The following is a 23,078-nucleotide window of genomic DNA, read 5'->3' as shown; positions in this document are numbered from 1 at the left end:
AATTCTACTCAACCGCCTTCTCGAGTCAAGCCTTATTTTCAAAGGCTTTTCGAGGTTATCGACGAGGTTGTTTGCGTTGCCGCTTGCCCTGTCGATGGAGGCGCATTATAGAGATCCAGCTCACATTGGCAAGGCTTTACCGCAATAAAATTGCAAAAAAGTGCAATTTATTAGTTATTCATATCAACGCACAGTCTTTATACAGACTTACCCACAGGAGTGGGTGAAATGCGGGGTTTTGTCTCCGGATAAGCGCCTCACAAGGGGATAGGCACTCATCCATCATCGCAGCACCGTCGCGTCCGACGCACTGCACCAACGGCCGCTTCTATATAAAGAGGCGTATATAGCAGTGCTTATCCCAATCCAGCCTCTTTGACCCAGCACGCCACCAACTCGTTTGCGGGAAGATCCCGGCAGCCCGATACATTCTGGCCAGCCCAGAGCGGAGAGAAGCCACTGTCCCCCGCCTTCTCGGCGGCGATGCGCAGCGGTGCCAGTGCGCCACTGGCATAGGGGAAGTGAGGGGCAAGATCCGAGAGCGGGCCCAGCTCTTTCATAAGACGGTTGACGATCCCCCGCGCCGGACGGCCACTGAACAGATTGGTCAGTGCCGTCTGCTGGCCCTCTGGTGAATGGATGGCGGCGCGATGCAACGCCGAGGTGGTCGCTTCATGGCAGCAGAGAAAGGCGGTGCCCATCTGCACGGCGCTCGCCCCCATTGCCAACGCGTTGGCGATCCCCTTGCCATCGACGATACCGCCAGCGGCAATCACCGGCAGATCGGTCACCGCGAGGATCTGCGCCAGCAGGGTCAAGGTGATCTGCTGCAAGGTGAGATCATCGGAGAGGAAATGACCGCGATGGCCGCCCGCCTCCAATCCCTGAGCGATGATGGCGTCGGCGCCGTGTTGAGCGAGCCATACAGCCTCCGCCACCGTGGTGGCGCTGGCCAAGACCTTGGCCCCCGCAGCCTTCACTTGGGCAAGCAGCTCGGGCGCGGGCAGGCCGAAGTGAAAGCTGACCACCGCCGGTCTGAACTCAGTCACCATGGCGGCATGATCCTCATTGAAAGGTGCACGGCTTGGCGCCGTCGTAACAGCTGGGGGCTGTACGCCGAACTCGGCATAGTAGGGAGCAAGGCGCTGCTGCCAGCTGGCCAGAGCAACGGGATCAGGTTCCCGTTGCCGATGGCAGAAGAAGTTGATGTTAAATGGCCCAAGGCCACTTTGGGAAAGACACTCAAATTCGCCGTGCAGTTCCGCTGGCGTGAGCATGGCGGCAGGCAAGGAGCCCAAGCCGCCCGCACGGGTCACGGCCAGCGCCAGCTCACTTCCCTGCACACCTGCCATCGGCGCCTGAATAATGGGATAACGCATTCCCAGCTCGGCAAACAGGCTCATCCGTTCACCCCGAGCAGCATTGCCCGCTCTTGCGGGCCAAACCGGTTGTTGCCATCCATCTGTCAGACTCCTTTCCGATAACCGTGGTTACACATCAGGCCCGCAAGGGGCCCGATGAAGAGAGTGGAGGCTTAACGCACGCTGCGCAGCAGGAAATCCGGCTGACCACAGGAGCGGCGCTCACGCTTTTGCATCTCGGCGGAGCAGGTGACCGCATCCGTCCCCTCTTTATTGACGCAGATATAGACCTCCCGCAGGAAGCGGCCACCATCGGCGCAGGCCACCGTGATGTTGTCGGGGGCCAGCCACGGGTTGGCGCTCGCCAGATCGGCCTTGAGCTGGAAACTAGTTTTGCGCAGCGGCTCTTCCGGGGATTGATAAGCCGCCGGGATCTTCACCTTCAGGCGCAGATCGCTTGCCAGCTGATGGAAGGCCTGCTGGCTCAAGCCGGAGCAGGTACCGTGCTTCTCCCACTCATGGCGATAGAGGAAACGGCTGGGGTAGAGGTCGGCAAACTCGCTCTCCATATCGGGATTGAGCCGTTCGCGGGTGCAGTTGCTGGGGTAACCGCGATCGTACTGGGGCCAGAGACCATGCAGCACAAAGCCCAGCTTGCGGGAACACTGGTCCCGATCGGCCGGTTTGACGGCGCAATGCTCGGGCGACCAGGAAAGCGCCATGGCGTAATAGTCAAACTCCCCCGCCTCCCCTTTGGCCTGCACGGCCGAGGAGAGCAACAAACCACCCGCCAACAGGGCAATCATCTTCTTCATCTTTATATGTCCACCTTACGCCACTCTGGATGACAGCCATGCTCCCATATTCTGGCGGCGGGAAACAGCCATGCCGATACTGCACGCGACAAGGGTCAGACCAGTCAGGGGTTTCACCAGAGGGCGAGCAGGGGTAAGCTGACCGACCGGTAGGCTCCTCGTCCACCACCAGATAATCCCTCTTGGCAACCACAGGATGTAACATGATCCGCAAGAATCCCTCCGGCCATCTGCCTGTCATCGACGAATCCGCCTATATCGACAAGACCGCCATCATCTGCGGCAAGGTGATCATCAAAGAGAATGTCTTTGTCGGCCCCTATGCGGTGATCCGCGCCGACGAAGTGGATGCCAACGGCGAGATGGAACCCATCGTCATCGGCGCCAACTCCAATATCCAGGATGGCGTGGTGATCCACTCCAAATCCGGCGCCGCCGTCACCATCGGCGAGTACACCTCCATCGCCCACCGCTCCATCGTCCACGGGCCATGCGAAGTGGGGAACCGGGTCTTTATCGGCTTCAACAGCGTGCTGTTCAACTGCCATATCGGCGACGGTGCCGTGGTGCGCCACAACTCGGTGATCGATGGCTGCGATCTGCCGCCGGAGTTCTACGTCCCCTCCACCACCCGCATCAACCAGCAGAGCGATCTGACCCATATCCCGCGGGTTTCGGTAGATGCCGCCGAGTTCTCCGAGGACGTGGCCCACACCAATATCGATCTGGTCAAAGGGTACAAGGCGCTCTCCAACGAGTTCTGATCCCTTTCTTTATTACCAGAGAACAAAACGGGCGCCGAGGCGCCCGTTGCTGTTTCTATCTCTACTTATATATGTGCGGGTCAGGAGCACTTCTTCAGGCTGATATGCCAGTTGGCACCGGATTGCACCTGATGCTTGGCGGCGAAGCTGTCCATGTTCAGCGCCACCGACACCTGCAGCAGGCTGTTGAGGTAGACCAGCGGCTGACCTTCCGGCACATCGCCGAAGCTGCTGACGTAAGGGGCCTTGCCGTCATATTTGACCACATCCCCTTCGCTGATCTTGATACAGGCGTTATCCCCCTTGTTGATCCCCGCCTTGGTCAGCAGGGCATCGTCGATATTGGTCCAGACGTTGCCGTACTGCACATCGAGGATCGGGATGGTGCCCTTGAGGGTGCCATCCTTCTCGGCTACCGCAGGCTGATAGGGGATCTTCACCACTTCGGCGGGCAGCAGCGGGCCCACCTGCTCGTAGCTGATGGCGCCGGAGGCGAGCCGTGCGCCGGTGTAGGCGTACACATCACGGCCATGGAAGGTGTAGGACTTCTCGGAGCCCTTGAGGCGGTTGAGCTTCTCATCGATCTGGCGCACCGCCTCGATGCCGAAGTGCTCGGCCACCAGGGTCAGGGTGCCGTTGTCCGGGGTCACGATGTAGTGGCCGCTCTTGGTCTTGAGCACTACTGACTTGCGCTCGGTGCCGACACCGGGATCAACCACGCTGACAAACACAGTCCCCTTGGGCCAATACTGCAGGGTCTGGTAGAGGCGGTAGGAGGCTTCCCAGATGTTGTAAGCCGGGATCTCGTGGGTCAGGTCATAGAGCGGCAGGGTGCGATCCACCCCGAAGGCAACCCCCTTCATGGCCGACACGGCGCCATCTTTGAGGCCGAAATCGGTCTGGATCACCAGCGCTTCGTTGGCGGCGGCGATGCCGCTTGCCAGCATGAGGGCGAGCGCGATGGCGCGGGGAGCGGTGCGAATATCCATATCTGAACTCCTGAATCATCTGAGGATAACGAAACGGCGACAGCCATTTAGACATCCAGACTGCCATCAATAGATTTTTTTGCAAGGGTTTTGCAACAAAGTGAGGGACGACTCGCAGAAATTGTGCTCGCAAAACGTCGGCGGCGGGGGTATCAAAGGCAGAATGGGAAAACGTTTACAATACAGGAGCTCAGCACCATGACACAACCCGAACCGGAGATGATGACCCTGCTGCTGGAGATTGGTGAACAGAGCAGTCAGCTCTGGCTGAGCCAGCCAGATGCGGCCCCGTCACACTACCCGCTGGCCTTTGGCACCCACGCCATCCAGCCCGGACCGTTTCGCAATGCGCCACCCACCCCGCTCGAACTGGAGCGGGCCATCATGGTGGTGGAAGATGAGCTGATGCGCATCGCCCCGCAGATCCCGCCCGGCTTGCAGCTGACCCTGCGCAGCCAGCCGTCGCTGGCCGAAGCGCTGGGGGACAACCAGCTCGATCGGGATCTGGTGGAGCAAGCCTTTGGCCAGCTGGCCGCGATGGCGGAAGGGGATCCTCTCGCCGCCAACCAGCTCCCCCGTGACGAGCACTTTGCCGCCGTGCTGCTGATCGTCAGGGAGTGGCTGCACCATCTGGCCAGCGAGAGCGTGCTGATCGTGGAGTAGGGATAAATAAGTGGTGAGGGCTTCAGCTTCTGGCAAGGTTTGTCGGTGGATCCTGTCGGGATTTCCTTCGCGTATACTTTGCCCGTATGGCGCCCGCGCCCCTATCGGTACTGCACCCAGACACCTATGACCTTATTTTCAGGTAACCCCCCAGCCTTGCGCTGGCCATCGGCGTTTGCTCGCCAGTTCATCGTCAAAGTGGCCGGATTGGCCCTGCTCGCCCTGACCGGGCTGGGCATTGTCTTCTACTACACCTATCTCACTATCCAGCACGACATGGATCTCATCACCGCCAGACAGAAGAACGTGTTCGAGGTCTTCTACCAGCGAGCCAAGATCCTCAAGGTGGAGAACATCACCAGCTATCTGGCACAACACCATCTGCTCGATCAGCCACCGCCCCCAAATAGCGTCGGCAGCGACTATCTCTACGGGTATGACCTCAAAAGCAAATACCGCTTTGCCGATATTCCGCTGCGATACCCGGCCGCCAATATCCTCAACACCTTCCGCTATGCCCTCTCTTATTCGGAGGTGATCAATATCTACACCATCTGGAATGACTACCGGCTGATCGGCATGGTGGCCGACAACAATGTGCTGCCCACCAGACTGGCGCCGATCAAGGTGGATCTGATGACCCTGCCCGCCTGGTATCACTACTTCGGTTGCGCCAGCTTTGCCCCCGGCCGCCCCTTGTGCAGCGCCGATGAAGCCTTTGTCTCCGATATCGAGATCGACAGCTTCAGCATGCGCAACACCATAGTGATGTACTTCCCCTTCATTCATCAGTCGGGGCGCGGCGGTTACAAATACGGGCTGCTCGGTATCGATATCGCCGTCGATGAAGCATTTAACGATGTGCTGCGACCCTTCGACACCATCAACCCGACCCGCACCAACATATCGTTTGAAGCCGCCGAGCCCTGCCGCCCGATGCATCTCTGCCTGAGCAAACCCTTTATGCGCACCAAAGCGGGGGATGATCTCTATCTGAAGTGGTCCTACAGCTGGTTCGATTTCGTCAAGCTGGCCCTGCAAAGTGCGGCCTTCAAGGTCTATCTCATCGTGCTGTTGCTGGGCATGGTGGCCTGGAAGCAGATCTACCTGCGGCTGCGCACCCTGGCGCACACCGACCACCTGACCCGGCTGCCACGTCGAGATGTGCTCTGCCAGAGTCTGCTCCATGAGCACGACTATCTGATGATCCTCGATATCGACAACTTCAAGTCGATCAACGACACCTATGGCCATGGCGTCGGGGATCTGGCACTGGTCGCCTTTGCCCGCCACCTCAGAAGCAATATCCGCAAGGTGGACAGCGCCATCCGTTGGGGCGGCGAGGAGTTTATCGTGCTGTTCAAGGGGATGGAGGATGACGAGATGATGATCCACTCCGCTGGTCGCCTGCTGGATCGCCCATTGGGGATCCCCGAGCTGCCCACCCCCATCACCTTCTCCGCCGGGGTGATCCGCATTCGTGACTACCTCACCGTCACCGAGGCGGTGCATCTCGCCGACGAGCTGCTCTACCACGTCAAACAGCACGGCAAGCACAACATCGCCTGCTACGAGGGCAAAGCGATCCGGCTGATCCGCCCGTTGCCGGACGACGCAGAGGCATAGCCGCCTTCTGCCGCTCCCCCTGCTTCTGTTACCATCGCGGCCACGATCACTCACTGCATCGTGGCCGCAGGCCGCGATAACTCCGACTGGTGCCCCTATGTCCACAGCCTCCTTTGCCGAACTGGCCCTCTCCCCCCGTCTGCAGCAGACCCTGATCGAACTGGGCTATGCCGCACCGACCCCCATCCAGGCTCGCGCCATCCCCGTCATTCTGGCAGGGCGGGATCTGATGGCCGGCGCCCAGACCGGCACCGGCAAGACCGCCGCCTTTGTGCTGCCGCTGCTGGAGCAGCTGCTACAACAGCCACAAGCAGAGCCCCGCCCGATCCGCGCGCTGGTGCTGGTGCCGACCCGCGAGCTGGCGGTGCAGGTCGCCGAGAGCGTGGCGCGCTACGGCCAGGGGACAGGTCTCACCAGCACGCTGGTCTACGGCGGGGTGAGTATCGCGGCGCAGGTGGAGGCGCTTCAAGCCGGGGTGGATATCCTGATCGCCACCCCGGGCCGTCTGCTCGACCATCTGCGTCAGGGGGCCTTGAGCCTGGATAGCCTGCGCCATCTGGTGTTTGACGAGGCCGATCGCATGCTCGACATGGGCTTTATGGACGAGATCAAGGCGCTGCTCAAACAGATCCCGGCGGATCGCCAGACCCTGCTCTTCTCCGCCACCTGCGACGACAACCTGTTTTCCTTGAGCAAGGTGCTGCTACGCGACCCCGAGCTGATTGAAGTGGCACCGCGCAACACCACGGCGGCCGAGGTAGAGCAGCGGGTCTACACGGTGGATAGCGATCGCAAGCTGGCGCTGGTCGAACACATGCTGAAAGTGAAAGGGTGGGCACCGGCCCTCATCTTCAGCCGCACCCGGCAGGGGGCGGACAAACTGGCCCAGCAGCTTGGCAAAGCGGGCATCAATGCCCTCGCCTTCCACGGCGATCTGTCGCAAAGCGCTCGAGAGAAGGTGCTGCTGGAGTTTCGCGCCGGCACCCTGCAAGCGCTGGTTGCCACCGACGTGGCGACCCGCGGTCTCGATATCAGCGATCTCAACTATGTGATTAACCTCGAGTTCCCGTTTGTGGCGGAGGATTACGTCCACCGTATCGGTCGCACCGGCCGCGCCGGCAACAAGGGGCTCGCCATTACCCTGTTCAGCCCGGAAGATGCGCCCCTGCTGGAGAAGGTGGAAGCTGTGCTCGACACCCGCTTGCCCCAGCAGTGGTTCCCGGGCTTTGAGCCGGATCTCACCCGCTTCGAGCCCGAGCCGCGCCGCAACAGCAAGGCGGCCCAGAAGCAGCGCGCCAGAAAGCAGGCCCTCGCTGGCAACAAGGGTGGCAAGGGCAAGCGTTAAGCCTCCCCTGCGCCGCCAACAAAAAACGCCCGCACGGGCGTTTTTTGTTATCTGACAGGGGCCAGATCTTGACGAGTCACACCCTAGCGGGTCGCCAGCACCAGTGGCAGGGATCGCAAAATTTGCCGCTCCGCCAGGGTCGAGAGAATAAACATCACCATATAACCGAGGCCCAGCGCCACGATAATCGCCACCACGTTGGCGGTGAACTCGGCCACCAGATAGTAGGCGGCGACCAGCGCCACTATGCCCGCCAGCCGGATCAGCAAACTCTGGGTAAAGTGGCCGTGAGCCTTGATATAGGCGAGCTGATAGCCGTTGAGCATCATAAAGATAAAGAAGATCGAGAAGTGGAACAGTACAGGCACCGCCCCCACGTAGTCGGCGGGGAAGAACAGCAACACCAGCGGTTTGCCCGCCAGCAGCATCAAGCCAAAGAAGGCCAGACTGACGATGGCGGAGAGGCGGAAGATCCAGCGGCGAATAAGCCTTATCTGGCGGTGATCGCCATTGCGCAGATTGACCGCCAGCTCAGGCAGCACAAAGCGGTAGATGGGGAAGACGAACAGAGTGGTCATATAGGTGAAGATGGGGCGCACCACCACCTGAAAATCCCCCAGCTCGTCGATGCTGAAGTGGCGGATGGTGAGCAGCACAGTGATGTAGATCATCAGGATACTGGCTCCCGCCTCCAGCGAGGCGGTAAAGCTCTTCTTCACATAGCTCACCATCTCGGGGCCGAGCGCCACCTTGGCGAGCGGCTTGGTGGCGATAGCCCGGCGCCGCGAAACATACATATAACCGGCGATGGCGAGCGACGAGAAGGTCAGCCCGTAGAAGAGCGAGGCAAGCGCATCCATCCCCAGCCCAAAGTAACAGGCCATAAACAGCAGACCGTTGGCCAGCGGCTCCAGCCAGGTGACCCGGTTGGAGAGCGCATACATCCGATACATGGCCACCAGATTGGTGAAGTAGACCTTGAGCCCCAGCCCGAAGATGACCCCCACCAGTTGCAGATACTCCACCCGGATATGGAGCCCGTGCTTGATATAGGGGATCACCGCCCCCCAGGTGAGCAGCACGATGCCGATGAGGAAGTAGCGGAAGATATTGATGATGTCCCGATCGTTCTTGGTCTGGGAGTAGCTCACCACCATGGAGGAGCGAAAACCTGTCATCAGAATAAAGGAGAGGGAGATCAAATCCACCACGCTGTTGAACAGCGCCAGCTCCCCCTTGGCGACCCACTGCGCCAGCCACACCTTGAAGGCGAAGCCGATAATGATGCTGACCAGCGAGGCCCACATCCCGGTGATAAAGGCCTGCTTGAGGCGCGCGAGAGAGGCGTATTGCATAACGAAAATGGATAACTTTCAGGGAAAAGAGAGAGGGCCATCTTATGAAAGCCTCCCTCCCTTGAACAGCGTTAATACCACGCACTCACAGCCACCAAAAAAACCGCAAACGCAAAAGGCCCGCTTATTTCCTGAAAGCGGGCCTTTTGTGGTGTGCCGTTATGGCTGCTGATTGCAGCGATGGCAGGGCTTGCAGTCTGTCTGCCACGCAGCGGCTATGACTGCGGCGCCGCCTTGATAAGCGCCTCGTAGTGATCAATCAACTCGGGGCCGTGCAGCGGCGAGTCGTGACCGCCAATCACCGTCTTGATCGGCAGCTTCATCGCTTTGAGCCGCTCGATGGTCTGCGGATAGGCCTTCACATTGGCAAAGCTCAGGTTGCCCAGCTTCTCCTTGAGGATGCAGTTGCCATAGAGCACCTGCTCGTCGGGGAAGTAGACAAAGATACCGTCCGGCGTGTGGGCCGGGCCCGCATAGAAGGCACGCACCTTGCCATCTTGCAGCTTGAAGTCGCCATCGTGCACCACGTTCGGCAGCACCAGCGGCAGATCCGGGTACTCCGGCAGCCCCTTGCGGGTAAAGGCGACAATCTCGGCCCAGTCGCTCTTCATCAAATCCCGGGTCTGGCGGGTCGCCACCACCTTGGCGCCGATGGACTTCCAGTAGGCGTTACCACCCGCCCGATCGGTGTGGTAGTTGGTGTTGATCACCTCCAGCACCGGCTTGCTGCTGACTCTTTTTATCAGCTTGTGCAGCTCGCGAGCGGTATCCGGCGTCCAGGTCGCCCCCACCACCGTCACCCCCTTGGCCCCGAAATAGACCATGGAGTTTTCCTTTACGTAGTAGTTATCTTCAACCACGTAAACAGGGCCGCTCACCTGCTTAAGGGAGATCCCCGCCGCCCGCACGCTGCCACCCCAGAAACTCGCCATCAGCACCACGGCCCCGGCCAACCCGCACTTCATCCAACCTTTCATCATCTTGCTCCCTCGAACCAACCGCCCCCTCGCCACCCCTGTGGCAAGCCGGGCCTTTTAAGCAGTGAGCAGAAGATACGGGGGATTTGTGAGGGGAAAATGAGGTTGTGTGAAGTCTGAGTGAAGTCAGGGAAAAACAGCAGCGACCTCAAATTCGCGAACGTCCGAATACGCTTCGCTATTCACAATTATCCCCTACAGCATCTTACTTCAATCTAAAAATACAGTTAAAACAAAGGCTTCATACAAGACCTGTTCAGGTGTAAACTAAAGTAAAGTTGGGTATTAATAAGTTACCCAAAATTTATTACATAAACTACTTTTGGCGGATGATTTGATGAGCATTAGAGTCTGGATAAAGGAAAACAAATTCAATGCAGTAAGCCTAATAATTGGTTTGCTTGGGATAATATCATCCTATTATTTTTATGCAATTAGTATAAAGGCAAAAGAACCCGTTTTTATTGAAAGGACAAACACTCAAATATTTTCGCCAAATTTCAGTCAAAACAATAGATTCGCATTGGTTGATGATAGCACTGGTCTTAAAGTAACAAATGGAGTTTTTCTCCAAGAATTTGAAATTTGGAACAAAGGAAAGGATATTATAAAGAGTGAGGATATATTATCACCAATAAATATATCTTATGACAAAAACGTTAGAATAGTTGAGGTGTATATTAATGAGGCCACTCGACCAAATATCATAAAAGCTAAATATGAAAAACAAGCAAACAGCCTCAATTTAAATTTCTCTATACTAGAGCACAATGATGGATTTAAAGTCCAGGTTATTTATGCCTCAACTCAAAAAGCGTTAGCAAGAATAAGTGGCGACATAGCCGGAGTCAACAAGTTCTATACAATAGATGATTTAACTAAAGACAATATATTTTTAAGTATAGGGAAAATTGTACTTTGGGTTTTTATAGGCATTTTGGCTATTGCAGCCATTATTGGTGCAATTTATGTCTTTAAGGCTGTCATATCTAAGGCATTCCCAAACAAATTTGATGCCATATCAAAATTCATTGAAAAACTACTTGGCTATATATTTTTTGGCTTTTTTATTATTTTCATAATCCTTGTATTTGGGACTAAAGTTTATCAATTTGCTCGTTCAGAAGCATTAAATTCGACACCCAATATGGTTAGCACCGAAGACATCGCTGACAAAAATACCCCCCCCCAAAAATGAGCTCATTTAGGAATATTGCTGAGAATAACTAGGAATATAAACCACCTGCATCAAGCGGGTGGCTTCTTTATCTCCAAACTAACCCCAGCTAGTTAGTCCCTAACGGCGACAACATACGCCGACTGCCGATGGACTCGATGCAGAGGCAGTCCTCATCTCACACACGCCAGCACAGACCAACCCCAAACTAAAATAGTGCAACCATGGCTAATAAACCGCGTTTTCACTGACGGGTATGATGCAGGCCAGATGTATCGCTTGTTAGTGAGATAAGGAACCAAGGTCATGGCTATTCATGGAGCTACCCCGGTGATGTTGAAGGCTATTGACAGCCTGCAGCTCGCCAGCGTCAATCCCGGCAGCAATCAGAAGCTTGCCCTTCATCTGGGTGAAGGCAAGGAGTACACCATTCATATCGGCAAGAGTGGGGATGTCTCCGTACGACGGGACCTGGCCCATTTAAGCACGCTGGGCCGCATCAAAAATGCGGTGGTCGACTTCTTTAGTCGCGCCACCACCAAGGGGGAGAGTGCGCTCACCACCCGGGCCACTCAAATTCAGTCCGAGGTGCAGCGGCAGCTGACCGAACTTGGCCAGATCAAGAAGATTGTACAGCAAGCCTTTAACCAACCCGTCAGCGAGTTCAAGAACGAGGCCCAATATCTGAAGTCGGGTAGCGACCCCAAAACGGCGACCATGGCCGACATCACTGATGCCAACAAGAAGCGCCTCGGTCTGGAGACGCTGGATAAGGACTCTCTGAGCTTTGTGCAGCAGCACTTCTCCCGCTTTATCAACGGTAAAGATGCCATCTTCAGCATGCTGAGCAGTCGGGTGATCGAGCGGACGATCTCCCTGCACGAATCACTCTCGGGTGAGGCACTCAGTTCGGCGTTGAATACGCTGGGCCATGAATCGGAGGCGTTCAACGCCAAGGTCAATGCCGAGTTCAATCGCAGCTTCGTCCAGCTGTTTGAGCAAAGAGCCAACGCCGAGCTGGACGCCCTGACCAAGGCAAACACCCGCGCCAACGAAACCTCACCGCTGGTCGAAGAGCGCACTGGCTCATCGGACGGGGAGAACGTCGCCGCCAAGATGAAGAAAAGCGTGCGCTTTAACGACAATCCGGTGAGCGATGTCCGGATGTTCGAGCTGGAAGAGGGCCGAGCACTCAATATCAAGGTGTAACCCTTGCCATGAATATGGATGACGGCCCGGCCCGCTCGGTGGCGGGCCGTCTCTTGGTGATCGTGCCCTGCCCCTTCGAAGACGACCGGGCAACCGGACTGGAGTGTTGTGTTGGATATCTATCAGAAAATCGTGGCCGAGCTGTCGGTCGAGCCGCTGGCCTTCGATGAAAACGGCATCTGCACGTTCGAGATCCAGCGAGCAGCAGAGGAAGCGAGCGCCCCCTTTGTGGTCAATATCGTGGCTCAACCCGACGAGATGGCACTGGTGCTCTCGGTGACCACGGCGAGCGATCTTCCCGAGCGCCTGTCTCGCGAATTGTTCCTGCGCTTTGGCGAGCATGCCCTCGCCCCCTTGCGCCATGGCTACGGGGTCGGCATCTATCCGGGCACCGAGCGGGTATCGTTTTTCTCCCGGATAGCGCTGGGGAGCTATCGTCCGCAGCAGATCAGGGAGAGCCTCGCCGATCTGCTGGAGAAGGCCCACGAGTGGGAGGCCAGCTTGTCCCAAGATGAGCAGACCCCGCCTGTGACAAAAAGCGAAATGGGTGCGGGCCAGAACATCCGGGTGTGATGGCCAAAGCCGGAACATGGACGAAAAAAAGAGGGAGGCATGATGCCTCCCTCTCTCTTTGTCTCTGATCTAACAACAATCAGGCCAGCTGTGGCAATCAAACCAACGGCGGCGTGCGCGGCGGCACCATACGCTTGCTGCCGGTGGACTCGAAGGCCGAGGCGAAGCGCAGCAGGTTGTTGTCGTCATAGGCGCGACCGGCGAAGGTCAGGCCCACCGGCATACCGATATCGGCCATCACCCCCATGGGGACGGTGACGGTCGGCACGCCGAGGTGGCGAATGGCGAGGTTGCCGTTGGCAACCCAGATGCCGTTGCTCCAGGCGATATCGGCGGAGGCCGGATTCACATCCGCATCAGCCGGGGCGACGTCGGCGACGGTGGGGAACAGCACGGCGTCGAGCTTGAGCCCGTCCATCCAGTCTTCCAGATCCAGCTTGCGGGTCTTCTCCAGACCACGCAGGCCGTCCGGCACTGTGGCGATCTCGTCCCAGGATTTCAGGCCACGCTTGGCCATATTGACGTACTCGTCCATGCCCGCCGCCAGATCACCCTCGCGGTTCGGCAGGGTGCCCGGATCGTGGGGGAAGATCTTCGGCCCATCGACATCGGCCAGCTTGTTTAGCTTGGGATCGCCGTTGGCGCGCAGGAAGTCGTCGAACGCCCAGCCGGAGAGCTCCCACAGCTCGTCGTTGAGAAACTCCGGGCTCACGATGCCGCGATTGAACACGGTCGGCGCGCCGGGTCTGTCCCCTTCGCAGTTGGAGACCAGCGGGAAGTCCACTTCGATGACTTCGGCGCCAGCGGCTTCCAGCGCCTGACGGGCTTCTTCCCAGAGGGCAATCACGGAGTCGCGGGTATGAATGCGCTGACCGGTTGGGCCGCCGATACCGGGGTTTTCGCTGGTGCCGGCCAGTTCATCCTTGTTGATAAACATGCGCGGCACGCCGAGGCGCTTGCCCTTGAGGGCATCAGGCTTGGCAGCCAGATCCAGATAGGAGGCCGGACGCACTTCGGAGGCCTTGGGCAGCTGCACCCAGGGCTGCATGCGCCACAGATCGCCACGGGTATCGGCATCGTCAGCCACTACCACGTCGAGCACTTCCAGCAGATCATTCATGGTGCGGGCATAGGGCACCACCACATCCATGGTCGGAGTCAGCGGCCAGTTGCCGCGCACCGAGATGACGCCACGGGACGGGGTGTAGGCGCACAGGCCGTTGTTGGAGGCAGGGCCACGGCCGCTCGACCAGGTCTCTTCGGCCAGACCAAAGGCGGAGAAGCTGGCGGCGGTGGCGGTACCGGCCCCGTTGGAGGAGCCGGAGGCAAACGGCGCAGTCAGGTAGTCGGCGTTGTAGGGGCTCTCGGCACGGCCATAGACGCCGCGCTGCATACCGCCATTGGCCATCGGCGGCATATTGGTTTTGCCAAGGCAGATGGCACCGGCGGCGCGCAGGCGCTCAACGGTAAAGGCATCGCGCTGGGCCACCAGATCCTTGAAAGCCGGGCTGCCGGAGGCGGCAGTCAGCCCCTTGACCAGATAGCTGTCTTTGGCGGTGTAGGGGATGCCGTCGAGCGGCCCCAGGATCTCGCCACGGGCACGGCGGGCATCGGAAGCCTCGGCTTCTTTCAGCGCATCGGGATTAGCGACCACCACGGCATTGAGTTTGGTGGCAGTCTCGGGGCCGTTGTAGGCCTCGATACGGGCCAGATAGGCCTTGACCAGTTCGACCGCAGTGGTGCGGCCTGATTCGAGCGCGGCACGCAGCTCGGCAATGGAAACCTCGGTCACTTCGATCATGGGGATCTCCTGTAAAAGGGTGACTGTTTGTCATGATGATCGCCGCATCAGCGCCGGCGACCATCACACCATCAAGAGAGAAAACCCCACGGCGTGGGGTTTTGAATACTCACCGGAACCGGTTCTTATTTGCCGGAGGGGATCTGCTGAGTAATGCAGTGAATATTGCCACCGCCCAGCAGGATCTCGCGAGCCGGTACGCCGACCACGGTGTGATCCGGGAAGATCTCTTCCAGAATGCGCTGGGCTTCGCCATCGGTGGCGGCATCCAGCAGCGGATAGACGATGCGATCGTTGGTGATGAGGAAATTCACGTAGGAACCGGCCAGACGGCCTTCTGCCTCGCGCGGCACACCGGTACCGCTCTCGACACCGGCAGACTCCTCTTCAGTGCAGAACAGCGGGCCCGGCTGGGGCAGCTTCCACACTTTCAGCTTGCGACCCTTGGCATCGACCGCCGCTTCCAGCACCTTGAGGGCGGCCACGGAGCGGGCGTACTGGGGATCGTTCTGATCGTCAGTCCAGTGCAGGGCCACTTCACCCGGACGCACGAAGCAGCACATGTTGTCGATGTGGCCGTCGGTTTCGTCCATGTAGACGCCTTCGTCCAGCCAGATAAAGCTGGTGACGCCGAGATAGTCGCGTAAGTAAGCTTCGATCTGCTCTTTGGTCAGGTGCGGGTTGCGGTTTTCGTTGAGCAGGCACTCGGCGGTGGTCAGGCAGGTACCTTCGCCATCGACGTGGATGGAGCCCCCTTCCAGAATCAGCGGCGCGTCGTAGCGAGCCATGCCGTGCTGGGCCAGCATCTGGGCAGCGACCTCTTCATCCTGATTCCACGGGTAGTAGAGGCCGCCCTTGTGACCGCCCCAGGCGTTGAAGCCCCAGTCCACCCCACGGCACTCGCCGGCAGCGTTGGTGACGATGGTCGGGCCGGTATCGCGAGCCCAGCAGTCATCGCTGTTCATCTCGACCAGAGTGACGTGAGCGGGCATGATGGCGCGGGCCTGCTCCATAAACTGGGCCGGTACCCCCATAAAGACAGGGGTGGCACCGCCGATAGCATCGGCCACCTTGGCGAAGGTCTCTTGCGCGAAACGACCGGCTACGCGCCAGTTGTCCGGGCGAAACGGCCAGATCATCCAGACGGCCTGCTGGTGCGCCCACTCGGCGGGCATGGTGAAGCCGTCGGCGGCCGGCGTGGAGTTAATGGTCTTGATGCTCATCGCAAGGCTCCTTGCATGGATTAAGGCCCCCGTTTACGCCCGATGCGGCGCGGGAACCCGGAAAAATAAGAGTGGGTCGCAGATTAAGACGTTGCGCCCCATCCATCAAATGAATAGGATGGATTGTCCCATAAACACGGCGAATAATCCCCCCATGAAACTGCACCAGCTCGACCTCAATCTGCTGCTCGCGTTTGACGCCCTGATGACGCAAGGGAGCGTCACCCGCGCCGCCGAAGCGCTCTTTATCAGCCAGCCCGCCATGAGCCACTCCCTTAACCGGCTGCGCACCTTTCTCGGCGACCCGCTTTTGGTGCGCACCCCGCAGGGGATGCTGCCGACCCCGCGCGCCCAGCGGCTGCATCTCGGGGTGCAGCAGGCGCTTCGGCTGCTGGAGCAGCAGCTCACCGAGGAAGAAGAGTTCGAGCCGAGCCAGTCGAAGCGGCGCTTCGTGCTCTGCACCACAGATTACGTGGAGTGCGTGCTGATCCCGCCGCTGATCCAGCGGCTCAGAGGGCTGGCGCCGGGGGTCACCATCGAGATCCGCATCCTGCGCGACACCCTGCCCGAAGCCGAGCTGGCGAGCGGCGAGATCGATTTGGTGCTGGGCTTTGACGAATACATGCAGGTACCGGGGTATCTCGGCAAGGAGACCTGGCTCACCGAACCGCTGGCCGGACTGGTGCGCGCCGATCTGCCGATTGCCAAATCGGCACCCACCGGCGCCGAGGATGACCCCTCCCAGTGGCAGGAGCGCATCACCCTGCAGCAGCTGATCGCTATGCCCCACGTGTTCCACTCGCCGCTCGGTACCTCGGAGGCGAGCCTCGACCGCTATCTGAAGAGTCAGGGCTTTAGCCGCACCATCTCGGTCAACAGTCAGAGTTACATGTCCGCCGCCGCCATCGTCAGCCAGAGCGATCACCTTTTGGTGCTGCCCAGCATGGTGGCCGAGCTGCTCGCCACCCACTGGCCGCTGAAAAGCCTGCCGCTACCCGAAGACGTGCCGGATTACCACTTAAACTGCGTCTGGCACCCCGTGCACGCGCAGCAACCGGCGCTGGTATGGCTGAAAGATTTGATGAAAGATCTGGTGGGGCCGAGGTAAGACCGCGGCGTCTGGCATACCCCATCGCCATGCCCACCAGCATTGATGTGGCTGAAAGATTTGATGAAGGAGCTTGTTGGCCGACCACGATGCCCACACAGAACCTCGATCAGTTCCCTCTCCCTCTGGGAGAGGGTTAGGGTGAGGGCGGCGCCTTCCCCCTCATCCCCAGCCCTTCTCCCGCAAGGGGAGAAGGGAGCAGTTACGCTACCACTTGCAGCATCGCTGACAACCATTCAGCTAGTCTGCCAGCTAGGCGATTCCCAATACATTCGAAAAGTTATCGCCATCTGCTATCACCCAATCCAGCTTCCCCTGCTCGAATCCGGCAATGAACACAGTGATGATCAGCCCAATCCCAACCACAACTCGATCTTTTCCCTCTCCCATTGGGAGAGGGCTAGGGTGAGGGGACGCAATACCCAACCGGTAAACAGATGGGAAGCTGGCTATATCTATAAGGCGATACAGAGTGGGAGCAAGTAATGGAGAGCAACCGTGTTGCCAAGCGACTGAGACGAGATGCCACACAGGCAGAGCAGAAACTGTGGCAACAGTTGCGCAATCGCCGTCTGGCGGGGCTGAAATTTCGCCGCCAAATGCCCATCGGCCCCTATGTGGTGGACTTCATCTGCCTTGAACAGGGATTGATCATCGAAGTGGATGGTTCGCAACATGGAACACTAGCGAACCAGATGCATGATGAGGCTCGGACAGCCTATCTCAATCAGCAGGGATTTCGGGTGATACGAGTGTGGAATAACGATGTACTGGGCAGGCTCAACTCCGCGCTGGATTTTATCCTGCTCTCATTACACCAATCCGATTGACCCCTTCTCCTCAATTCAAAAAGCAAAAACGGAGAAGGGGACACCCAATCCACTGACTATTTTTACGCCCGCAGGGCCCGCATCAGCTGGGCGACTACGTCGTCGAGCAGGGGGCGATCGGGGCGGCACTGGGCGAAGGTGACCAGCCCTTGCAGGTTGATCAGCAGCAGGGCGGTGAGGGTGTGGATATTGCTATCCGGCGCCAGCTCGCCCTTGGCCTGCGCCTGTGTCAGCAACTCGGCCAGATCCTGCTCCAGCTCGCCATAGATCCCCTTGACCCGCTGGGTCAGCTCCTCATCCTGCTCGCTCAGCTCCATCATGGTGCGGGTCACCAGACAGGAGCCGCAGAGCGCCTCCCCCACAATCCGGTCGAGATAGGCCGCAAGGCCCGCCAGCGGGCTCGGGTTGTCGAGCAGGGAGCGGCGCAGGGTGCGTTTGCCCTCGACATAGTGATCCACCGCAGCCAGCAGCAGGCCTCGCTTGTTACCAAAGGCGCCGTAAATGCTGCCCGGGTGCAGGCCGGTGGCAGCCACCAGCTCCTGCATGGTGGTCTTGGCATATCCCTTGGCGCGAAACGCTTCCATGGCATTTCGTAGCACCTCGTCCCGATCAAACTCGGCTATGCGCATGGTTCCTCCCGTGGGAAATGGTTCACCGGCAAGGGGCAACAGGGCCCGCCGATAAAGAGTGGCTGGAAAGGGCGGCAAGTTTACCCCAGCCGCCCGCTCGGGCCAACCTTCTTGAACGCGCATTCAAAAAAAGCTTGCACCTGACGCAAAAAACGTCTTGAATGCACGTTCAAGAATAACCCGTTCAGGACAACCTATCATGAATACCCTGTTTCAGCCGTATCGACTCAATGACACTCTGACCCTGGCCAACCGTTTCATGATGGCCCCACTCACCCGCTGCATGGCAGGCCCAGGTCTGGTGCCGACCGAGCAGATGGCTGCCTATTACGGCCGCCGCGCCGACATCGGCCTGATTGTTTCCGAGGCCGTCATCATCCGCCCCGACGCGCAGGGTTACCCCAATACCCCGGGCCTCTTCACCCAGGCGCAGATCGATGGCTGGAAGAAAGTCACCAGCGCCGTGCACGCCAAGGGCGGCAAGATCTTCGCCCAGCTGTGGCACGTCGGTCGCCTCTCCCACCCCTTCTTCCATCAGGCTGAAGTGTTGGCCCCCTCTGCCGTGGCGCACGAGGGCACAGTGCCCCGCATGCGCGAGCTGACCTATCAGGTGCCACGCGCCCTGACCGAGGCCGAAATCGCCCAGCTGGTGCTGGATTACGCCCAAGCCGCAGCCAACGCCATCGAGGCGGGCTTTGACGGGGTGGAGATCCACGGCGCCAACGGCTACCTGATCGACCAGTTCCTGCACCACTCCACCAACCTGCGCACCGACAACTACGGCGGCAGCCCGGAAAAGATGAGCCGCTTCGCGCTGGAAGTGGTCGATGCCATCAGCGCCCGCATCGGCGGTGATCGGGTTGGTATTCGCCTCTCCCCGGGTGCCTATGTCCATCTGGCGGGCAGCCCGGAAGATCGCGCCGTGTTCGACTATCTGCTGGGCAAGCTCAACGATCGCCCGCTGGCCTATATCCACCTCGGCATCTTTGATGACAACCTCACCTTCGATTATCTGGGTGGCCGCGCCTCCGACTATCTGCGCGCCCACTACAAGGGCAATCTGGTCGGGGTGGGCAACTACGACGCCGAGCGCGCCGCTGCGGCCATCGAGGCTAACCGCTTCGATCTGGTGGCTATCGGTCGTCCGCTTATCGCCAACCCGGACTACCTCACCAAGGTGAAGAAGGGAGAAGCGCTGGTGCCCTACGCCGACACTATGCTGGCTGAGCTGGTATAACCACGAAGCCATCGCCAGACAACAGGCAATAAAAAACGAGGGGAGCTGTTGCTCCCCTCGTGCTATCTGGCTGATCAGCTGGTGCGGATGATTAATTGGTACGAAATAGCGCCTCGATGGAGAGCCCCTGACTCAACAGGATCTCCCGCAGACGACGCAGCCCCTCCACCTGGATCTGGCGTACCCGCTCGCGAGTCAGACCAATCTCGGCCCCCACATCCTCGAGGGTAGCCGGCTCATAACCCAACAGACCAAAACGACGGGCCAACACTTCCCGCTGCTTGGGGTTGAGCTCCTCCAGCCAGTGGACAATGCTGCTGCGCATATCATCTTCCTGTGACTCCAGCTCAGGCCCCATGCCGCGCTCGTCGGAGAGCACATCCAGCAGCGCCTTGTCGCGATCGCCGCCTATGGGGGTGTCCACCGAGGTGATCTTCTCGTTGAGCTTGAGCATGCGGTTCACATCATCCACCGAACGATCCAGCGCGAAGGCGATATCCTCGGCGGTCGGTTCATGATCGAGACGGTGAGAGAGTTCGCGCGCGGTGCGCAGGTAAACGTTTAACTCTTTGACCACATGAATGGGCAGACGGATAGTGCGGGTCTGGTTCATGATGGCCCGCTCGATGGTCTGGCGGATCCACCAGGTGGCATAGGTAGAGAAACGGAAGCCGCGCTCGGGGTCAAACTTCTCGACCGCGCGGATAAGACCGAGGTTGCCCTCTTCGATGAGATCCAGCAGCACCAGGCCGCGGTTGTTGTAACGACGGGCGATTTTCACCACCAGTCGCAGGTTGGACTCGATCATGCGCTTGCGGGCGGCTTTGTCACCCCGCAAGGCACGACGGGCGTAGTAGACTTCCTCTTCGGCAGTGAGCAGCGGGGAGAAACCTATCTCCCCCAGATAGAGTTGCGTGGCATCCATCACCTTGTTCAGTTCCGGTGCCAGCAACTCATCGGAGATAGTCTCGTCCGCCTCGGCGGCTACCTCCTGCAACTCTTCTACTTCATGAGATTCGGGTTCAGCGTCAAACTCTAACTCTGCATCCTGCATTACCAGTTGTTCTTGGCTCATGGTGTGTCTCCCTGACGTTACCAGAGTAAGACGGTCTCTCTGGGGTTAACGCTTTGGCAAATAGCTCATCGGATTGATCGACTTGCCTCTGTACCGGATCTCGAAATGCAATCGCACATCCGGCGCGTCCGTGCTACCCATGTTGGCAATGACCGAGCCCCCCTTGACGCTGTCCCCTTCCTTCACCCGCAACTCGTCGTTGTGTGCGTAAGCGGAGAGATAGTCATCATCATGCTTGAGGATAATCAGCTTGCCGTACCCCCTTAAAGCACTGCCAGCGTATACCACTTTACCGCTGCTGGCGGCGTAGACGGGTTGCCCCTTCTGGCCGGCTATGTCGATCCCCTTGTTACCCTGTTCTGCAACAGAGAACCCCTCGACAATCCGGCCTTTTGCGGGCCAGTGCCAAGCAAGTCTCGACTGGGAGTTGTTTGTTTTTTGTTCTTTGACCTGAGCGTATTCCTTCGGTGCTGCCGGAGCAACGGATTTCTGAGAGATGAACGGCGTGGTCTGACCAGATCCACTCGGCTCGGCCAACGGACGCGGACCGCTGCTCGGACGGCTCACGGCCACCGGCGTCACGGTTGCCGGACGAGTCGCAGCCACCATCTGGGTCGAACCGCCTGCGGTCTGGACATTGAGTACCTGACCCGGTTGCAGCGCATAGGGGGCGCTCAGGTTGTTGCTCTGGGCCAGCGCCTGCGGCGTCATGCCGAACTGGCGGCCAATGCTGCTCAGGGTATCGCCGCGGCGCACCTCATAGGTACCGGCACTGCGGCTGCTGCCAACACTGGCGCTGGAACCATCGAGTCGCAGTCGCTGCCCCGGATAGATGTTGTAGGGCGGGCTGATGTTGTTGAGGCTGGCCAGCGACGGCACATCGTTGCCGGAGTTGAAGGCGATGGAGTAGAGAGTATCGCCCCGTTTCACCACATAGCTGCCGCCCTGAATGGGGGCGCTGACCTGGGCACCGCTTTGGCGAGCCGGAATGGTCGAGACAAACTGCCCCTCATCAACACCATCTACCGGAGCTGCATTTTTACTGGAGGAGCAGGCAAGCAGCAGCCATGACAACACCACGACACTGCTTCCTTGCCAAATACGCGAACGCATAATGGATCCTTAACGACTAAACCAGAAATAGGCCACCACGGCCAGACCAATACAGAGCCAACCGAGCACATCAACATAGTGCATCAGTTTGCGTTCCATCTTCTCGCCACCCCAGCGCATCAGGCCCGCCACCAGGAAAAAGCGCATGCCACGACCGATGAGGGAGGTGATGATGAAGGGCAGCAGAGCCATTTGCAACAACCCTGCCGTCACGGTAAACACCTTGTAGGGGATAGGGGTGAAGCTGGCAATGAAAATGACCCAGATCCCCCACTGCTCAAACCAGTTGCGAGCAATCTCGATCTTGTCCTGATAGCCCACAGACTCCACCAGTGGCAGCACGACCGGATCCCACAGGGCATAGCCAAGGGCATAGCCAAACAGGGCACCCAGCACAGAGAAGACAGTAGCCAGCGTGGCGTAGTGCCACGCCTTGTGGGGCTTGGCGAGCGCCATCGGTGCCAGCATCACGTCCACCGGGATCGGCCAGAATACCGACTCGATGAAAGCGGTGATGGAGAGATACCAGGGGGCATGCTTGTGGCGAGCCCACTGCATCACCAGTACGTACAAACGGGAAAACAACTTCACTCAACATCTCCGTCAATCAGGGGAACAAAACGTACCGGCTCCAGAATACGGCTGGTCAGCTGGGATCCGGATCGCTCGATCAGTTGCAGGGTCTGCTGGCTGTCACCCACGGGCAACACCAGTCGACCCCCTTCGGCCAGCTGATCGGTCAGTGCCGTCGGGATCTCGCTCGCCGCGGCCGTCACCAGAATGGCGTCATAAGGCCCCTTGTTGGGCCACCCCAGCCAGCCGTTGCCGTGCTTGGCCGAGACATTGTGCAGATCGAGCTGGCGCAGTCGGCGTCTGGCCTGGAACTGCAGCGACTTGATCCGCTCCACGGTATAAACATGCTCCACCAGATGGGCGAGGATCGCCGTCTGGTAGCCCGAGCCAGTGCCAATCTCCAGCACATGGGCCGGATTGTTTTGCATCAGCAACTCGGTCATTCGCGCCACCATATAGGGCTGCGAAATGGTCTGGCCGTGGCCAATGGGCAGGGCGGTGTTGTCCCACGCCTTGTGCGCCATGGCCTCGTCCACGAACAGCTGGCGCGGCACTTTCGCGATGGTCGCCAGCACGCGAAAATCGCGAATATCCTGCGCAATGAGCTGATTTAACAGGCGCTGTACTATCACACC

At 59.0% G+C, this 23,078-nt stretch carries 22 protein-coding genes; 10 read left to right on the top strand and 12 right to left on the bottom strand.

The genetic code is table 11. The annotated features are described in order from the left end of the window. Window positions 1-356: 356 nt before the first annotated feature. Window positions 357-1,403, bottom strand: coding sequence for a nitronate monooxygenase (locus ACB040_RS10280; protein ID WP_338772435.1), 1,047 nt, complete (start codon window positions 1,401-1,403; stop codon window positions 357-359). A 131-nt stretch (window positions 1,404-1,534) separates the two neighbouring features. Continuing rightward, a complete protein-coding gene (locus tag ACB040_RS10275; RefSeq protein WP_338772437.1) occupies window positions 1,535-2,176 on the bottom strand; it encodes a ribonuclease in 642 nt (213 codons plus the stop codon). A gap of 203 nt (window positions 2,177-2,379) precedes the next feature. Here ACB040_RS10275 and ACB040_RS10270 point away from each other — a divergent pair, with 203 nt between their 5' ends. Further along, window positions 2,380-2,940: a carbonate dehydratase gene (locus ACB040_RS10270; RefSeq protein WP_005343397.1), complete on the top strand. Its 561-nt coding sequence runs from the start codon at window positions 2,380-2,382 to the stop codon at window positions 2,938-2,940. Between the two features lie 80 nt (window positions 2,941-3,020). On the opposite strand, the gene ACB040_RS10265 is transcribed toward ACB040_RS10270, so the two are convergent. Then, window positions 3,021-3,929 carry an S-adenosyl-l-methionine hydroxide adenosyltransferase family protein gene (locus ACB040_RS10265; protein WP_113739756.1) on the bottom strand — a complete coding sequence of 303 codons (909 nt, stop codon included), beginning with the start codon at window positions 3,927-3,929 and terminating at the stop codon, window positions 3,021-3,023. 198 nt (window positions 3,930-4,127) lie between these two features. Between ACB040_RS10265 and ACB040_RS10260 the strand changes: the two genes are divergently transcribed. From ACB040_RS10260 to ACB040_RS10250, 3 genes are all read left to right on the top strand, one after another. Beyond that, window positions 4,128-4,592, top strand: a complete 465-nt coding sequence (locus ACB040_RS10260; protein WP_113739757.1) for a hypothetical protein — start codon at window positions 4,128-4,130, stop codon at window positions 4,590-4,592. A 156-nt stretch (window positions 4,593-4,748) separates the two neighbouring features. Then, complete coding sequence (locus ACB040_RS10255; protein ID WP_371154658.1) at window positions 4,749-6,218, top strand: GGDEF domain-containing protein; 1,470 nt, start codon at window positions 4,749-4,751, stop codon at window positions 6,216-6,218. Between the two features lie 97 nt (window positions 6,219-6,315). Beyond that, complete coding sequence (locus tag ACB040_RS10250; protein ID WP_371154653.1) at window positions 6,316-7,563, top strand: DEAD/DEAH box helicase; 1,248 nt, start codon at window positions 6,316-6,318, stop codon at window positions 7,561-7,563. A gap of 83 nt (window positions 7,564-7,646) precedes the next feature. Here the strand turns inward: ACB040_RS10250 and ACB040_RS10245 are convergent, their stop codons facing one another. Both ACB040_RS10245 and ACB040_RS10240 read right to left on the bottom strand, forming a co-directional pair. Then, entirely contained in the window at window positions 7,647-8,918 is a 1,272-nt protein-coding gene (locus ACB040_RS10245) for a hypothetical protein (RefSeq protein WP_371154651.1), read from the bottom strand. A gap of 215 nt (window positions 8,919-9,133) precedes the next feature. Continuing rightward, window positions 9,134-9,898, bottom strand: coding sequence for a CphA family subclass B2 metallo-beta-lactamase (locus ACB040_RS10240; RefSeq protein ID WP_371154649.1), 765 nt, complete (start codon window positions 9,896-9,898; stop codon window positions 9,134-9,136). A gap of 334 nt (window positions 9,899-10,232) precedes the next feature. Here ACB040_RS10240 and ACB040_RS10235 point away from each other — a divergent pair, with 334 nt between their 5' ends. The 3 genes from ACB040_RS10235 (at window position 10,233) to ACB040_RS10225 (ending at window position 12,854) form a co-directional block, all read left to right on the top strand. Further along, window positions 10,233-11,093: a hypothetical protein gene (locus ACB040_RS10235; protein WP_371154647.1), complete on the top strand. Its 861-nt coding sequence runs from the start codon at window positions 10,233-10,235 to the stop codon at window positions 11,091-11,093. A gap of 285 nt (window positions 11,094-11,378) precedes the next feature. Beyond that, window positions 11,379-12,281 (top strand): hypothetical protein, encoded by a 903-nt coding sequence (locus ACB040_RS10230; RefSeq protein WP_371154645.1) that lies wholly within the window; start codon window positions 11,379-11,381, stop codon window positions 12,279-12,281. Between the two features lie 111 nt (window positions 12,282-12,392). After that, entirely contained in the window at window positions 12,393-12,854 is a 462-nt protein-coding gene (locus tag ACB040_RS10225) for a CesT family type III secretion system chaperone (protein ID WP_371154643.1), read from the top strand. Window positions 12,855-12,951: 97 nt separating this feature from the next. Here the strand turns inward: ACB040_RS10225 and ACB040_RS10220 are convergent, their stop codons facing one another. Then, on the bottom strand, window positions 12,952-14,655 hold the full coding sequence (locus ACB040_RS10220; protein WP_371154641.1) for an amidase: 1,704 nt from the start codon (window positions 14,653-14,655) through the stop codon (window positions 12,952-12,954). Window positions 14,656-14,780: 125 nt separating this feature from the next. Further along, on the bottom strand, window positions 14,781-15,878 hold the full coding sequence (gene aguA, locus ACB040_RS10215) for an agmatine deiminase (RefSeq protein WP_115544938.1): 1,098 nt from the start codon (window positions 15,876-15,878) through the stop codon (window positions 14,781-14,783). 154 nt (window positions 15,879-16,032) lie between these two features. Between aguA and ACB040_RS10210 the strand changes: the two genes are divergently transcribed. Then, window positions 16,033-16,986 (top strand): LysR family transcriptional regulator, encoded by a 954-nt coding sequence (locus ACB040_RS10210; protein WP_371154638.1) that lies wholly within the window; start codon window positions 16,033-16,035, stop codon window positions 16,984-16,986. Between the two features lie 485 nt (window positions 16,987-17,471). Then, window positions 17,472-17,816: an endonuclease domain-containing protein gene (locus tag ACB040_RS10205; RefSeq protein ID WP_064341393.1), complete on the top strand. Its 345-nt coding sequence runs from the start codon at window positions 17,472-17,474 to the stop codon at window positions 17,814-17,816. A gap of 62 nt (window positions 17,817-17,878) precedes the next feature. Here ACB040_RS10205 and ACB040_RS10200 read toward each other — a convergent pair whose 3' ends face one another. Further along, window positions 17,879-18,445: a TetR/AcrR family transcriptional regulator gene (locus tag ACB040_RS10200; RefSeq protein ID WP_005335495.1), complete on the bottom strand. Its 567-nt coding sequence runs from the start codon at window positions 18,443-18,445 to the stop codon at window positions 17,879-17,881. Between the two features lie 199 nt (window positions 18,446-18,644). Here ACB040_RS10200 and ACB040_RS10195 point away from each other — a divergent pair, with 199 nt between their 5' ends. After that, window positions 18,645-19,682: an alkene reductase gene (locus ACB040_RS10195; protein ID WP_160881992.1), complete on the top strand. Its 1,038-nt coding sequence runs from the start codon at window positions 18,645-18,647 to the stop codon at window positions 19,680-19,682. Between the two features lie 91 nt (window positions 19,683-19,773). Here the strand turns inward: ACB040_RS10195 and rpoS are convergent, their stop codons facing one another. From rpoS to ACB040_RS10175, 4 genes are read right to left on the bottom strand one after another with little or no spacing between them, the layout of a single operon-like run. Then, window positions 19,774-20,757 carry an RNA polymerase sigma factor RpoS gene (rpoS, locus tag ACB040_RS10190; protein ID WP_005335504.1) on the bottom strand — a complete coding sequence of 328 codons (984 nt, stop codon included), beginning with the start codon at window positions 20,755-20,757 and terminating at the stop codon, window positions 19,774-19,776. 45 nt (window positions 20,758-20,802) lie between these two features. Further along, window positions 20,803-21,870, bottom strand: coding sequence for a LysM peptidoglycan-binding domain-containing protein (locus tag ACB040_RS10185; RefSeq protein WP_005362774.1), 1,068 nt, complete (start codon window positions 21,868-21,870; stop codon window positions 20,803-20,805). A gap of 9 nt (window positions 21,871-21,879) precedes the next feature. Beyond that, on the bottom strand, window positions 21,880-22,461 hold the full coding sequence (locus tag ACB040_RS10180; protein ID WP_005354505.1) for a YqaA family protein: 582 nt from the start codon (window positions 22,459-22,461) through the stop codon (window positions 21,880-21,882). Further along, entirely contained in the window at window positions 22,458-23,075 is a 618-nt protein-coding gene (locus ACB040_RS10175) for a protein-L-isoaspartate(D-aspartate) O-methyltransferase (protein WP_005335507.1), read from the bottom strand. The genes ACB040_RS10180 and ACB040_RS10175 overlap by 4 nt, the downstream gene beginning before the upstream one ends. Between the last annotated feature and the right edge of the window lie 3 nt (window positions 23,076-23,078).

Origin of the sequence: Aeromonas sp. S11(2024) (assembly GCF_041402345.1) — a bacterium.
Taxonomy (GTDB): Bacteria; Pseudomonadota; Gammaproteobacteria; order Enterobacterales; family Aeromonadaceae; genus Aeromonas; species Aeromonas veronii.
Note: the sequence above shows the minus strand (reverse complement) of the source record. Positions and strands in the feature narration are given on the sequence as shown.